The sequence below is a fragment of the Streptomyces sp. NPDC057694 genome, assembly GCF_042799415.1.
In the GTDB taxonomy this organism is placed as follows: Bacteria; Actinomycetota; Actinomycetes; order Streptomycetales; family Streptomycetaceae; genus Streptomyces.
On record NZ_JBHVIX010000025.1, the window covers coordinates 75940 to 90400 of the forward strand.

General features: G+C 70.8%; 14 protein-coding genes. 5 read left to right on the plus strand and 9 right to left on the minus strand.

What is annotated here, in order from left to right; genetic code table 11:
• Positions 1-14: 14 nt before the first annotated feature.
• On the plus strand, positions 15-590 hold the full coding sequence (locus ACFVDP_RS35830) for a CGNR zinc finger domain-containing protein (RefSeq protein WP_383499057.1): 576 nt from the start codon (positions 15-17) through the stop codon (positions 588-590).
• An 18-nt stretch (positions 591-608) separates the two neighbouring features.
• On the opposite strand, the gene ACFVDP_RS35835 is transcribed toward ACFVDP_RS35830, so the two are convergent.
• Positions 609-1241: a TetR/AcrR family transcriptional regulator gene (locus tag ACFVDP_RS35835; RefSeq protein ID WP_383499060.1), complete on the minus strand. Its 633-nt coding sequence runs from the start codon at positions 1239-1241 to the stop codon at positions 609-611.
• 107 nt (positions 1242-1348) lie between these two features.
• On the opposite strand from ACFVDP_RS35835, the gene ACFVDP_RS35840 reads away from it, so the two are divergent.
• The 4 genes from ACFVDP_RS35840 (at position 1349) to ACFVDP_RS35855 (ending at position 6622) form a co-directional block, all read left to right on the plus strand.
• Positions 1349-2557 (plus strand): CaiB/BaiF CoA transferase family protein, encoded by a 1209-nt coding sequence (locus ACFVDP_RS35840; RefSeq protein ID WP_383499063.1) that lies wholly within the window; start codon positions 1349-1351, stop codon positions 2555-2557.
• Positions 2558-2625: 68 nt separating this feature from the next.
• Positions 2626-3969, plus strand: coding sequence for an MFS transporter (locus ACFVDP_RS35845; RefSeq protein WP_383499066.1), 1344 nt, complete (start codon positions 2626-2628; stop codon positions 3967-3969).
• A gap of 65 nt (positions 3970-4034) precedes the next feature.
• Positions 4035-5468, plus strand: a complete 1434-nt coding sequence (locus ACFVDP_RS35850; protein WP_383499069.1) for an aldehyde dehydrogenase family protein — start codon at positions 4035-4037, stop codon at positions 5466-5468.
• Positions 5469-5560: 92 nt separating this feature from the next.
• Positions 5561-6622, plus strand: coding sequence for a zinc-binding dehydrogenase (locus tag ACFVDP_RS35855; protein WP_383499072.1), 1062 nt, complete (start codon positions 5561-5563; stop codon positions 6620-6622).
• 74 nt (positions 6623-6696) lie between these two features.
• On the opposite strand, the gene ACFVDP_RS35860 is transcribed toward ACFVDP_RS35855, so the two are convergent.
• The 8 genes from ACFVDP_RS35860 to ACFVDP_RS35895 form a co-directional block, all read right to left on the minus strand.
• The gene (locus ACFVDP_RS35860; protein ID WP_383499075.1) at positions 6697-8070 is read right to left on the minus strand and encodes a tryptophanase; all 1374 of its coding nucleotides are present in this window, start codon (positions 8068-8070) and stop codon (positions 6697-6699) included.
• A gap of 58 nt (positions 8071-8128) precedes the next feature.
• Positions 8129-9295: a tryptophan dimethylallyltransferase family protein gene (locus ACFVDP_RS35865; RefSeq protein ID WP_383499078.1), complete on the minus strand. Its 1167-nt coding sequence runs from the start codon at positions 9293-9295 to the stop codon at positions 8129-8131.
• Positions 9296-9679: 384 nt separating this feature from the next.
• On the minus strand, positions 9680-11029 hold the full coding sequence (locus ACFVDP_RS35870) for a cytochrome P450 (RefSeq protein WP_383499081.1): 1350 nt from the start codon (positions 11027-11029) through the stop codon (positions 9680-9682).
• The gene (locus ACFVDP_RS35875; protein ID WP_383499084.1) at positions 11026-11631 is read right to left on the minus strand and encodes an ATP/GTP-binding protein; all 606 of its coding nucleotides are present in this window, start codon (positions 11629-11631) and stop codon (positions 11026-11028) included. Before ACFVDP_RS35875 ends, ACFVDP_RS35870 begins: the two co-directional genes overlap by 4 nt.
• Positions 11606-11995, minus strand: coding sequence for a DUF742 domain-containing protein (locus ACFVDP_RS35880; RefSeq protein WP_383499087.1), 390 nt, complete (start codon positions 11993-11995; stop codon positions 11606-11608). The genes ACFVDP_RS35875 and ACFVDP_RS35880 overlap by 26 nt, the downstream gene beginning before the upstream one ends.
• Positions 11992-12390 (minus strand): roadblock/LC7 domain-containing protein, encoded by a 399-nt coding sequence (locus ACFVDP_RS35885; RefSeq protein ID WP_383499089.1) that lies wholly within the window; start codon positions 12388-12390, stop codon positions 11992-11994. The genes ACFVDP_RS35880 and ACFVDP_RS35885 overlap by 4 nt, the downstream gene beginning before the upstream one ends.
• Entirely contained in the window at positions 12387-13589 is a 1203-nt protein-coding gene (locus ACFVDP_RS35890) for an ATP-binding protein (protein ID WP_383499092.1), read from the minus strand. The genes ACFVDP_RS35885 and ACFVDP_RS35890 overlap by 4 nt, the downstream gene beginning before the upstream one ends.
• Before the next feature lie 573 nt (positions 13590-14162).
• On the minus strand, positions 14163-14324 hold the full coding sequence (locus ACFVDP_RS35895; protein ID WP_383499095.1) for a hypothetical protein: 162 nt from the start codon (positions 14322-14324) through the stop codon (positions 14163-14165).
• Positions 14325-14461: the final 137 nt, after the last annotated feature.

Sequence of the window (14461 nt, forward strand, 5' to 3'; positions counted from 1 at the left end):
GCTAAGGTGGTTCCATGCGCTCCGATTTCCCTGAATTCCGCCTCGGCAAGGTGCTGGCGACCAGCTTCACGGGGACCCTGTCGGAGCGTCATGGCGACGCCGTGGAGCGCATCCCCACGCCTCAGCGGCTCGTCGACTGGCTGGCGGTGTACGACCTCGCGGTGGACTCCTGCACCACGGCCCAGCTCGGCCTCGCCCGCGAACTGAGGGAGTCGATCCACGCCGCCGCGACGGCGGCCGCGCTCCAGGAGGCTCTTCCGGCGCCTGCCGTCCAGGTCATCAACGACCGCAGTGCTCAGGGCCGGGCCGCGGCGGCCCTGACCTCCGAGGGCGGCCGGCGCTGGCAGCTCGGCCCGGCCTCCCGTGTGGAGGACGCCCTCAGCGTGATCGCCGCCGACGCGATCAGCGTGATCGCGGGCGAACGCGACGGGAAACTGGCCCTGTGCGCGTCCCCGACCTGCCGGGCCGCCTTCTTCGACACCAGCCAGAGCCGCACCCGCAGATGGTGCGACATGAACACCTGCGGAAACCGCCAGAAGAAGGCCCGCTTCCTGGCGAACCAGCGCAAGAACCCCGGCTCGGCGGAGTGATCGCCGCCCCGCTGTCGTTCAGCTCCTCGGCGCTTCCGGCTCCTGCCCGTCCGTGACCAGCCCGTCGAGCATGCGGTCGTAGACGGCGGCCGCCCGCTCGTCGAGTTCCTCCGGGTCCAGGCCGAGATCGCGGGCGAGCGTCTCGCGGAAGATGCAGTACCCGAGGTACGTCGCCGCGGTCATGGCATGCATGACCAGCCCGTCGGCGTCCTCGGGGAGCGCGCCCTCGCGCCGGTCGCGCTCCAGCGCCTCCTGGGTGCGGGCCAGCTCGGGGAAGAGCGTCAGCTCCGGGTCGCCGTCGAGGGCCAACAGGGCTTCGAGGCGCAGGAGTTGGGGTCGCTCCAGGGCGTACCGCAGCATGGTGCGGCGGCGCTCGGCGAACGGCTTGTCCCAATGGCTCTGCGCGCCGAGCGACGTGGTGTCGAGGATGCGGCCGATCGCCGCGCGCAGCAGCGTCTGGCGGTCGCCGAAGTACTGGTAGATCTGGCCGTGATTGACCCCGGCCTCCTTGGCGACCTCGCGCAGCGTGATCCCGGCCAGCGCGCCGTCGCGTTCGAGGAGCCGCAGGGCCGCGTCGAGCAGGTCCGCCTCGGTCTCCTGGCGGGTGCGGCGACGGCGCTTGGCTGGTGCTGCGGCTGGCTGGTCCGGCATGACACTCCCAAAACTACTGGTCAGTAACCCGTTGTCGGGTCCGTGGTCGCGACGTACCGTCCCATCTTAACGTTCCGTTGTTAACGAACCGTTGATTAGGTGGACGCATGACCGACACACAGCCACCCCTGGCTGGAATACGCGTACTCGACGTCTCGACCGTACTGGCCGCCCCGGTCACCGCGACCTTCCTGGGTGACTTCGGAGCCGACGTGGTCAAGGTCGAGGAGCCGGGCCGCGGCGACTTCACCCGCGGCGGCGCGGGCCAGGACGCCCCCGGCAAGCGGTCCCTGCAATGGGTGCAGGAAGGGCGCAACAAGAAGTCGGTCACCCTCGACCTGCGCACCCAGCGCGGGCAGGAACTGCTCCGCGACCTCGTCCCGCACTTCGACGTCGTCGTCACCAACTACCGGCCGCCGACGCTGGAGAAGTGGGGCCTGGGCCCGGACGCGCTGGCCGCCCTCAACCCGCGCGCCGTGCTCGTCTTCCTCACCGGCTACGGCCTGACCGGCCCGTTCCGCGACCGGGGCGCCTTCGACCGGATCGCCAGCGCCTACTCCGGGCTGACCTACGTCAGCGGCGACCCGGACCGCCCGCCGGTGCGCTCGGGCTACTCCGTCATCGACTACATGGCCGCCTACATGGCCGCGTTCGCGACCATGACCGCGCTCTACCACCGCGATCTGCGCGGCGGCGAGGGCCAGATCGTCGACCTCGCCCTGTACGAAGCCGGGTTCCGGGCCTGCGAGAACGCCCTGATCTCCTACAGCGGGACCGGCGCGATCCGCGAACGGCTCGGCAACCGCAATCCGAACATCGCGCCCGCCAGCGACTTCGACACCGCCGACGGCCGCCGGGTGTCCGTGCACGCCGGCACCGATCCCCTCTTCCGCCGCCTCGCCCACGCGATGGGCCGCCCCGAACTGACGCAGGACGAGCGCTTCGCCGAACGCGACGAACGCCTCGTACATCAGGAGGAGTTGTACGAGATCGTCGCCGACTGGGTCGCCACCCTCGAGGCGGACACCGTGGTGACGCTGCTCAACGACGCGGGCATTCCCTCCGCGCCGCTCATGAACGTCGCCGACATCGCCGCCGACCGCCACTACCGCGAGCGCGGCACCCTCGCCGAGGTCCACGACGAGCACCACGGCGACCTGCTGATGGCGGCGCCGCTGCCGCACCTGAGCGCGACGCCGGGATCCATCCGCAGCCTCGGTGCCGCACTCGGCGAACACACCGACGAAGTCCTCGCCCAGTACCTCGGCCTCGACGCCGCCGCGCTGGCCGCGCTCCACGCCGACGGCGTCGTCTGACGCGCCGCGCACCCCTGCACCCCTTGCACGTATCCCGATCTCCGACGACGCAGACAGGCGTGACGACCATGACTCGACAGCAAGGGGCTCGGCCCGAACCGGCGGACCCCGCGGTGGTTCCGCAGCCGCGGCGCGCGTGGCTGATGGCGTTCATGATCTTCGCCCTCGCGATGATCAACTTCGGGGACAAGACGGTGCTCGGGCTCGCGGCCGACCCCCTCTCCGCCGAACTGGGCCTCAGTCACAGCCTGTACGGCCTGGTGGCCAGCAGCTTCTTCGTCCTGTTCAGCATCTCGGCGGTCGTCGTCGGCTTCATCGCCAACCGCGTCGCCACCCGCTGGGTGCTGCTCGCCCTCGCCGTGGTGTGGTCGCTGGCCCAACTGCCGCTGCTCGCCGCGGCATCGGTCGGCACGCTGTTCGCCTCGCGCGTCGTCCTCGGCGCCGGCGAGGGGCCGACCGCGGGCGTCGCCGTGCACGCGCTGTACAAGTGGTTCCCGCCCAGGCGTCGCGCCCTGCCCAGCGCGCTGTACGTCATCGGGTCGGGCATGGGCGTCTTCGTCGCCGCCCCCGTGCTCACGCACCTCATCGACCACCAGGGCTGGCGCGCCGCGTTCTGGGCGCTGGCCGCCACCGGCGCGCTCTGGGCCGTGCTCTGGCTCCTGATCGGCCGTGAGGGCCCCTTCGGGGTGGACGCCGACGGCAACGCGCAGCCCGTCTCGTCGTCCGCGGCCGAGCCCGCCCGCGCGCCCCTCTCGCACCGCCGGTACCTCCGCAGCCGGACCTGGTGGGGCGGTGCGATCGGTGGATTCGGGGCGTACTGGACCGTGGCGTTGGGCTCCGCGTTCCTGCCCTCGTACCTGAAGGACCAGTACGGCTACACGTCGGCGCAGGCCGCACAGGCGGTCGCCCTCTACGCGGCGTTCACCGTCGTCGTCCCGCTGGCCGTCAGCCCGTGGACGGCCAGGATGTTCCGGCGCGGAGTCTCCTCGCGCCGCTCGCGCGGCATCACCCAGGGGACGCTCGTCCTGGCGGCCGGGACCGCGCTCGCGTTCCTGCCGTCCGCCGACGCGAAAGTGGGCCAACTCGCCCTCGTCGCCGTCGCGTTCGGCTTCGGCGTCGGTGCCTTCGGGCTCTCGTACGAGACGACGTCGGAGGTCACCCCCGTGGACCGGCGCGGCGCCTCGCTCGGCCTGCTCGTCGCGATCCAGACCCTGCCGGGACTGATCGCCCCCGCCGTCACCGGCGCGCTCATCGACTCGGCCCCCGACGACGGCTCCGGCTACCTGCGCGCGTTCGTGTTCGGCGGCGTACTCACCGTCGTGTGCGGCGTCGTCGCCGTGCTGACGGTCAATCCGGAGCGCGACGCCCCGAAGACACCGGCGCTGCCCGACGTCCAGCCGCTTCCCGCCTGACCCTCCTCGGCCCTCATCAGACTTCCCGGCACCGCCGCCGGGAGCAGCACGAAAGGTACTTCCCTATGCACAGCCAGCAGACCGCGACCGCCGTGATCGAGATCGTCGACCCGGCCACCGAGAAGGTCGTCGGCGAAGTGGTCAACCACAGTCCGCAGGAGTGCGACAGCGCCGTCGAGGCGTCCGCCGCCGCCCAGCGTCAGTGGGCCGCGCTGCCCGGCGAGGCGCGCAGCCAACTGCTCTGGAAGTGGGGCGAGTTGGTCGAGGCCCACCACCAGGAGATCGCCCGGCTGGATGTGCGGTGCACCGGAAAGAACCTGCCCGACGCCGTCATGGAGAGCCACCGCGGCGCCCGGCACGCCCGCTACTGGGCCGGCCGCGCCGACAAGCTCTTCGGCCAGCAGCTCGCCGACGTGCCCGGCCGCCTCTCGTACAGCGTCCTGGAACCCCTCGGCGTCTACGTCGTGATCCTGCCGTGGAACGCCCCCGCGCACTCCTTCATGGCCCGGGTCACTCCGGCGCTGGCCTGCGGCAACTCCGTCGTCGTCAAGCCGTCCGAGCTGTCCCCGCTGTCCGCCGTGCGCCTCGCCGAACTGGCCGAGGAGGCCGGCATCCCGGCGGGCGTCCTCAAGGTCGTCACCGGTGACGGCGCCACCGGCGCGGCGCTGTGCGCCCACCCCGGCGTCGCGGGTGTCTCCTTCACCGGCTCCGTGCCCACCGGCCGGGCCATCGCGCACGCCGCCGCCGACACGTTCAAGAAGCTCACCCTGGAGATGGGCGGCAAGTCGCCGATCGTCGTCTTCGACGACGCCGACCTGGACTCCGCGGCCCGCGCCGCCGTCCTCGGCATCCTCGTCAACGCGGGCCAGATCTGCGCCGCCTCCAGTCGCCTCATCGTGCACGCCGACATCGCCGAGCAGTTCGTCGAAGAGGTACGCACCCGGATGGGCCGGGTCACCGTCGGCGACCCCACCACCCAGGGCACCATGGTCGGCCCGCTGGTCTCCCGCGGCCAGTACGAGAAGGTCCTCGGCATGCTGGAGGAGGCGCGGGCCGACGGCGCCCGCGTCCTCACCGGCGGCGGCGCCCACGACCCCGGGAGCCCCGGCTTCTACGTCCGGCCGACCCTGCTCGACGGGGTGCGCCCCGACATGCGGATCGCGTCCGAGGAGGTCTTCGGGCCGGTCCTCACCGTGCAGACCTTCACCACCGAGGCCGAGGCGATCGAGCTGGCCAACGCCGGCGAGCTGGGCCTGAGCAGCTATGTGTGGACCCGCGACATGGGCCGCATGATCCGCATGACCCAGGCCATCGAGGCCGGCGTCGTGCACGGCAACACCCCGCTGGTCATGGACTCCGGACTGCCGTTCGGCGGCTTCAAGGACAGCGGCCTGGGCGGTGCCTACGGCGAGGACGCGGTCGCGGGCTGCACCCGCACCAAGCGCGTCACGCTGCGCGTCGCGGACGCCCCGCTGCCCAGCCCCTGGCCCGGCATCTGACCCGGCGCGCCCCCGATGCCGCACGCCTGAACTCCGCACGCCCTGAACCCCGTACGCCCTGAACCCCGTAAGCCCGAATCAGGAGCACCATCATGCCCACGCCCACCCGCATCGTCGTCCAGGACAAGCCCGGACAGCCGCTCGACCTGCGCGAGGTCACGCTGCCCGACCCCGGCCCGCACGACGTCCTCGTCAAGGTCCACGCCAGCGGCGTCTGCCAGAGCCAGCTGTTCTGGATGCACGCCCCGCACCCCGACCCGATGCTCTTCGGCCACGAGGGCTACGGCACCGTCCTCGCCACCGGCAGCGAGGTGACGCACGTGGCCGAGGGCGCGACCGTGATGGTCACGTGGCTGCCGCGCGCCGCCGACCGCACGCCGGGCCGCGCCTCGCTCGACATCCCCGGCCTCGGCACCGCCTACTCTCCCAACGTCTACACCTGGGCCGACCACGCCCTCGTCGACGAGCTGTACGTCGTCCCGCTCGACGAGAAGAGCCATCAGGACGTCGTCTCGGTCGTCGGCTGCGCCGTGCTGACCGGAGCCGGCGCCGTCTCCAATGTCGCCCCGGTCGCCGCCGGCGGCAGCGTCGCCGTCTTCGGCGTCGGCGGCGTGGGCCTCTCCGCCGTCGCCGCGGCGTCCATCCGCGGCGCCGAGCACGTCGTCGCCGTCGACCTGGGCGCCGAAAAGCTGGAGTTCGCGCGGAAGTTCGGCGCCACCCACACGGTCGACGCGAGCCAGGGCGACCCCGTCCGGGCCATCATCGACATCACCGGCGGCGGCGTCGACGTGGCCGTGGACTGTGTCGCCCTGCCCGAGACGGTCACCCAGGCCGTCAACGCCTCCCGCCCCGGCCGCCTCGGCGTGAACATGGGCGGCACCGCCGTCATCGTCGGCCTGCCCAAGAAGCCGCTGGAGCTGAACATCGCCCAGCAGATCAACGGCAACATGCTCACCGGCCAGAAGACCCTCGTCGGCACCACCGCGGGCGGCTGCCGCCAGGACGACATCGCCACGTTCCTCGACTGGCACCACACCGGCAGGTTCGACCTCAACACCTTCGTGACCGACCGCTACCCGCTGACCGACATCAACAGGGCCGTCACCGACCTCGCCCAGGGCAGGATCCTCGGCCGGGCGCTGACCACGATGTGAGGGAGGCGGGCGATCGTGGTGATCGCCCGCCTCACCGTGTGTCAGGGCGCCGCAGGTGCGTGCGCCGCGGTGGATCAGCCCCCGGACCGCACCGGCTCCAGCTTGATGCTGAAGTGGCGGAGAATCGGCGACTGACCCACCACGCGGTATCCGCCCACCGATTCGGGATTCTTGGCTATGTCCGCGAGGGTGGCGGCGACGTGGTCGTAGTGGCTACGCGTGTAAACGCGCCGGGGCAGCGCCAGTCGCACGAGCTCGTAGGGCGCCGTCTTGATGGTGTTGCCGTGCTCGTCCTCCTCGCCGAGGTACAGCGTGCCCAGCTCCGCCGAGCGGATGCCGCCGCGCCGGTAGAGCTCACACACCAGCGCGGTGCCGGGGTACTGGTGCGGGGGGATGTGGGGCAGAAGCCGCCCCGCGTTGACGTACAGGGCGTGCAGGCCCGAGGGCTCCAGAATGTCGACCCCGGCCTCGCGGATGCGTGCGGCGAGGTAGGCGGCGATGTCGGCGCGCTCGGCGAGGTAGGACGGTTCGGTGACTTCGAGGAGTCCGCGGGCCATCATGTCGAGGTCACGGCCGGCCAGGCCGCCGTAGGTGGTGAACCCCTCGGTGGCGATGAGCAGGCCCCCGCACCGTTCGGCGAGCTCCGGGTCCTTCAGACCGATGAAGCCGCCGATGTGGACGATCCCGTCCTTCTTCGCGCTCATGACGCAGCCGTCCGAGAGGCGGAACGCTTCTTCGGCGACCTGACGGGGGGTGCGGTCGGCGTAGCCGGGTTCGCGCTGGGTCACGAGCCAGGCGTTCTCCGCGAACCGGGCCGCGTCCAGGATCATGGGCACGCCGTGGCGGCGGCACAGTTCGGCGGTCCGGCGCAGGTTCTCCATCGAGACCGGCTGACCGCCGCCGCCGTTGTTGGTGATGGTCATCAGGACGGCGCCCACGGGCCGCTGGTCCGCGTTCTCCAGCGCCTGTTCGAGGGCGATCAAGTCGATGTTGCCCTTGAACGGGTAGTCGCTGTCGAGGTCCTTCGCCTCGGCACAGGGCAGGTCGTAGGCCTGGCAGCCGGTCAGTTCGACGTTGGCGCGGGTGGTGTCGAAGTGCGTGTTGGACAGCACGCTCGTGCCCGGCTTGAGCAGCGCGGAGAACAGGATGCGCTCGGCGGCGCGGCCCTGGTGTGCCGGCAGGATGTGGGGGTAGCCGGTCAGTTCGGAGACGACCTCGTGCCACCGGTAGAAGCTGCGGCTGCCGGCGTAGGACTCGTCGCCCTGCATGCCCGCGGCGAGCTGGTCCGCGGAGATGGCGCCGGTCCCCGAGTCGCTCAGCAGGTCGATGGTGACTTCGTCGGCACGCAGATCGAACGGGTTGTAGGCGACCCGCTCCAGCGCGGCCTCGCGCTGCGCCGGGGTGGTGAACGCGATCGGTTCTACGACTTTGATGCGGTACGGCTCCACGTTTCTTCCTTCTGTGCGGTGTACGGGCAGACGTGGCTTGTGGCCTTGTGCCCGGGGTTCAGGACACCCTGAGTGCGTCGTGCAGGCCCAGGTCGAGCCGCGGGTACTGCTCCTGCGGCGGCCGGACGGCATAGGCCTCGGAGGACAGATAGGCGGTGATCCGAGGCGGGCGGTTGCGCTCGTAGACGAGGGCGAGATAGGCGATCAGCCCCGCACCGTCGTCGAGTCGGCGCCGTGTCAGGGCGTGCAGGCTGCGGCGCAGGGCCGTGGGGTCCATGCCGAACCGGGTCAGCACGGCCGTGGCCCGGGCGAGGGCCTCTTCGTCGTCGCGGACGTAGTCGCGTACGGGGATGTGGAGCGTGAAGCCGCTCGGTTCGCTCGCGCCCCCGGTGAAGGAATGACAGGTGAGCGCGGGCCGCCGCAGAAGCCGCGCCGTACCGTCCAGACCCTGGTCGAACGGCGGAAGGGATCCCGCGACCGCGTGGAAGAAGTACCGGATGTCGGCCGCGGACCCGGAGGAACGGCCCAGCGCGCAGGCGTCGTCGGCCGACATGCGCGCGTGTTTCACGTACACCTTGGTGCGTGGTGACGCCCAGGCGCCCAGGTCCAGCGCGAGGAACGGATACCCCGCGGCCGGGGGGAGCTCCGCGAAGGCCTTGCCGTAGCCGAGACGGCGCAGCGCCTCTTCCACGGTGCGTGCCGCGTGCTCGGGTCCGGCGGCGGAGGGGTTCAGATAGACCTTGACCCCGGGGGCCTTTCCCGCGCGCAGGTCGAGCGCGTACCACAGGGCCAGTGGCCCCTCGGCCCCAGCGGGGAAGAACAGGTCTTCCAGGGCGTCGAGTTGGTCGGTGGGGAAGCTCCAGCGGACAGCCATCGCACGGATGGCATCGAGCCCGGCGCGAGCGCTGTCGCCCATGTCACCGTGGGCCCAGCCGGGTTCCACGAGCACGCGCAGCGCCGGGACGGAGTCCGGCGTGCAGGCGAGGGAGAACTCGACGGGGGAGTGGTCGTCGGACAGGAAGCTGGGCGACGCCGGGGGCAGGGACAACGGCCGCCGGGCCGCACCCGCGAGGGAGTCGAGCAGGACCTGTCCGTACAGCGCGGTGTCCGTCTCGCTCAGGCCCACCACGGCGCCGAGGCGCCGCAGTTGGCCGAGGACGTGGCCGCCGAGGGTCGTCTCAGCGGGCCCGGCTGTCGGTATGCCGGGTTCCGGCAGGGCGGTCATCGCGTCGCTCGCGCTTCGTAGCGCTGAGCGCGTCCGCCGGGAGCGGGGGTACGGGGATCGGCTCCGTCGAAGAGAGAGCCGGAGAGAGAGCCGGAGGAAGAGCCGGAGACAGAGGAGGCGAAGGGTGATCCCCCGGGAGGGGCGGATATCCGGCCCGGCGGGTTGTCGGGGGCGCCGCTCCCGCGGGGAGTCCTTCTGCTGGATGGGGTACGCCGTGGGCCCTGCCGGTTGCCTGTGGAACAGAACGCGGAGGTTGCGAGGTGCACTGCCTCTCCTTCATCTCGTGTCACTCCTGACACTCCGCGCTGTCCTACCCGAGCTGTTGATCTTTCATGCAGGCTGCAACGACTCCCCGTGTCGCCTGCGTCACAGGGCGTTCGTCACCTACTGGCCCGTCAGCCACTTCCTGAAGCTGCTCCAGCGCCCCGCCTTGGCACCGGCGGCCTGCGGCGCCGAGGCCTCGGGCGCGGCAGGAGCGTGCGCCGGGTCGTGCGGGGACGCGGCCGTCGCCTGCGGCTGGGCCGCGGGGCGCGGGGAGACCGCGCCGAAGCGAACCGGCAGGGAGGCCAGGGCCCGGTTGAACGGGCCGGGCCGCCAGACGAGACTGTCCGCGGGGACCGCGAGTTCGACGTCGGGCAGCGCGTTGAAGAGCGTTTCCAGACCCGTCAGTGCGATGAGCCGGGCCGGTTCCTTCGACGGGCAGGCGTGCGGGCCCGCGCTCCAGGCGAGGTGCCCGCGCGTGTCGGCCCCCTGGTCCGCCAGCGCCGTGTTCGCGGCACCGAAACTGACCAGCAGCAGCTCACCGGCGAGCACCTTGTCGCCGGCCACGTCGGTGTCGACGACCGGGTAGTGCGGCGCGTAGTTGGACATCGGCGCGTTGCGCCACAGGGTGTCGTCCAGGGCCTTGTCGAACTGCCCGTTGCGCGCGTACTCCTCGCGGGTCAGCATCGTGTAGAAGCTGTTGCCGATGAGGTTGCCCTCCGGCTCACCACCCGCGCCGAGGAGCAGCACCAGCGTGTGCGCCAGCTCCTCGTCGCTCAGCTGCGCCGGGTGCTGCATCAGGTAGGACGTGATGTCCTCGCCCGGCTGGGCGCGCTTCAGCGCCACCAGTTCGCCGACCGCCTGGAGCAGGACCTGGCTGGCCTGTTCGGCGTTGACCCCGTCGAACATGCCGGAGATGCCGAAGAGCACCCGGTCGCCGATGCCCGCCGGGCACCCGAAGAGTTCGTTGAACACGTACAGCGGAAGCTGCTGGGCGTAGTCCCGGAGCAGGTCGGCCGAGCCGCGGGCGCTGAACTGATTGATCAGGAACTGGGCGGCCTGGCTGACGATCCGGTGCAGCCGGCTGTTGCTGACCCGGGCGAAGGACTCGGTGATCGCCTGACGCAGCCGCAGGTGCTCGGCGCCGTCGGTGAACATGCAGTTCGGCCGGTAGGCCAGCAGCGGCAGGACCGGGCTGTCGGGGCTGATCCGGCCCTCGTTCAGCGCACGCCAGCGGCGGGAGTCCTTGCGGAAGGTCGAGGGGTCCTGCAGCAGGTCGAGGGCCGCGCTGTAGTCCGTCACCAGGGTCGCGTCCACACCGGGCGCGATGGTGACGGGCGTCGTCGGACCGGACTGGCGCATGTACCGGTAGTACGCGTGCGGGTCGGCGGCGAACTCCGTGGTGTCGAGGGGTATTCGCTGGCCGCTGCCGTGTGCGGGGCAACCGGGCGGAGGTACGGGGGGCGTTGTCATGCGTGCTCCAGGGCGGCGCGCTTCAGCAGGTATTGGACCATGGTGATCAGGGCGTTCACGGACGACTTCGGGTCGCGCGCGTCGATGGGGACGACCGGGGTGTCGGGGAGCAGGTCGAGAGCCTCCCGGACCGCCTCGGGGGTGTGCTCCACGCCGCCGTCGAACCGGTTGATGGCCACGGCGTAGTCGAGGCCGTAGCTCTCGACCAGGTCCATGACCGTGAAACTGTCCGCCAGCCGCTCGGGATCCACCAGGATCAGGGCCCCGAGCGATCCGCGGGCCGTGTCGTCCCACAGGTCGACGAACCGCTCCTGACCGGGGGAGCCGAACAGGTACAGGACGATGCGCTCGCTGAGGGTCAGGCGACCGAAGTCCAGGGCGACGGTGGTAGTGGTCTTCCCCTGTACTCCCTTGAGGTCGTCCAGATCCTCCGAGAGGCTCGTCATCCGCTCCTCGGTGGACAGCGGATCGATTTCGGACAGCGAGCCGATCAGGGTGGTCTTGCCGACGGCGAAGTGCCCGACGACCAGAATTTTCACCGCTGTCTGCTGTGCACCGCTGCGCACGTACGCGTCCTCAGACAGGGAGGGCCTTGAGGCCATCGAGCACCTCCTGAAGAAGGGATTTGTTGGCGAGCCGAGCCGAGGGCACCGGTGCGCGGGTGACCAGATAGCCCCCCTCGGCGAGGGAACTGAGCAGGACCTTCACGACGCCCAGAGGCTGCTGGGAGTGCGCGGCGATCTCAGCGACCGACAGATAGCCGACGGAGCACATCTCCAGGACCTGCCGCTCCTCGGGCGAGAGCCGTTGGGGGCGCTGCTGCTCGTCGGTGGTCGTCGTGACGAGGGTGATCAGGGAGAACTCGTCCTCGGGGGGCAGGTCACGCCCACGGGTGATGACGTAGGGGCGGACTAATTGGCCCGCCTCGGTCTCGAACTCGGGCTCTGTCTGACCGGGATCCGTCATGAGGTGACCGGGTCGCTGCGGCGGGCTGCCCCCATGGCCTTGCCCAGTCGGTTGACGAGCTGCTGCATCCGGTAGGTGATGTCTTGCATGTCGACCTCGGCGTCGGCGGCCACGGCGAGGTAGGAGCCGCCACCCGCCGCGTTGAGGAAGACCCAGCCGCCGTCGAACTCGATGAGCGTCTGCCGCCAGGTCTCGCGGTCGTCACCGCAGAAGAAGCCGATGGTCCGGCTGAGCGACTGGAGGCCGGCCACTGCCGCGGCCACCTTGTCGGCGTCGTCCCGGCCGATCTCCGCCGTGCGGGACATCTGCAGGCCGTCGGCAGAGATCAGGACCGCGTGGCGGGCGTGGGGAATCTTCAGCGCGTCGTCAAGCATCCAGGACAGGTCGGCGCTCACGGGGCATCGGTTCCTTCGTATGAATCGGTAGGACTGGATTCGCGATCGGCCGGTACCCCCGCACTTCGGCCGCTGGCAGTGCCACGCGCAAAGGCCCCCATCACGGCCCTCCGTTCCTCTGCCGACCTGACAGGCCGCGCAGGGGAGTCGCCGTTCTGGCCGTCGCCCGTCACGAGCGCCATGCCGCGCTTGTTCCGCCGCTGGGGCAGCCCGCCGGACGACGCCGCGGGAGCCGAACCGCTCGCGGCCGAGGACGAGCCGGCCTCTTGCTTCGCACTGGGTTGCCTGGGCTCCGGCATGTCGGTCAACAACTCCTTCGGCACCATCACCACCGCGCGGACGCCCCCGTAGGGAGAGGCGCCGTCGATGGCGACCGTGAACCCGAAGCGCGCGCACAGCGCGCCGATGACCGCGAAGCCGAACTTCGGAGGATTGCCGAGTTCGGAGACGCTCACCGCGGATCCACTGGACAACAGCAGCGAGGCGTTGGTCTTCTCCTCCTCGCTCATTCCGACACCGTCGTCGTCGATCACGATGCAGATGCCCTTGGGCACCGTCCGCACGTTGACCTCGACCACGGAGGTCGGCGCCGAGTAGTAGGTGGCGTTGTCGAGCAGTTCGGCCACCGTCAGCGCGACCGGCTCGACGGCCCGGCTGGTCACCGCGGAGTCCACCTGCGACAGGACTTCGATGCGCTGGTAGTGCCGGATACGGCCCTGCGCTCCGCGGATCACGTCATAGACCGATGCCGCGTCCCGCTGCCGGCCGAGCCAACCGCCGGACAGCACGGCGATGGACTGCGCGCGCCGGTTGAACTGCGCGTTCAGGTGGTCGACATCCAGCATGTCCCGCAGCACCGGCGAGTCGCCGTACTTCTTCTGCAGCCCGGAGATGACCCGCTGCTGCTCCGCGGCGAGGCCCTGGAGCGTCTGCATCGCGGACTTCAGTACGGTGCTGGTGGCGTGCTCCGCCTCTTCCTTCGCCTCCTGGACCAGCCCGGCGTAGCCGTTCCGCAGCTCCGCGAGGGTGGCTTCGAGGCCGGCGTGACTTCCCTGCAGTTGAACCAAGTCGTCCTGCAGGCGCTGTTTCTGACGGCGCAACGCCTTGTTCGTTATTCGCTGGCGAACGACAACCGTGGTGGCGACAGGGACGCCGGCAGCAAGCGCCCAGACTGTCGGATCCTGCCAGAAATTCGTCATGTGACTCTCTTTGAGCGGCTGGAGTCCAGCTCTCGGAATCGGTCGGGGCGGACCCTCGGCTGCGGGCAGTCTTCACCCCGCGGAGAGCCCCCCTGGGTTGTGGTCATGCCGAGAAGTAAGCCCACGTGGCATGTGCCGGAAACCGTATCACCAGACGATCATGATGCTCTGTCAAGTCCGCCACGCCGTGGACTTGTTGGCGAGAAATCTACGTTGGGCGCAGTGGGGATGCTGTGATAAAGGGGTACAGACCCGCAGGGCCGGACCGGGCGCCGACTCGTCCGGCCATGTGCTGCCAGCCCATTCGTGCCCCGACGAACGTTCCTTGTCAGGTGGGCGGCCGAGGCGAATGGAATGCGGAGCGGTACGGCACCGCCCGGACGACACGGTTCCGTGCGGCGCAGATTGGCCAATTCGAGCGGAAGAACTGGTCCCGCAACGGTGCTTTCCGAGACTGGTGGCCGGTTCTGTCCTTGCGAGCACAGGCCCGGGCAAACGCGGACCTGACGACGGGGAACGCGGGCTCTGCCGGAGGGCCGGTGCATGTGCGGTGCACGCCAGGGGGAGAGGCGGTCACCGGAACCCACGCGACGAGACGCGCAGGTCCGGATCGAGACGGACGGTCCGGCCCGGGGCGATCCGGGCCTCGGGCACGCCGCCGTACCGGAGCCGGACGGTCGCCTCTTCGTGGCCCGCCGCAGCGGACGGCGCCGCGCTGAGCAGGGTCGGCGTCACCCGCACTTCGAGGTGGAGCGGAAGGCGTCACCGAACGGCCGTGGGCGGGGGGGGCGGGGTGGCCGTGCGCAAAGCGCGACAGGCCACTCAAGCACCAACCCCCCCACGACACCCAAGCGCCCAATGCTGGCCTCCAC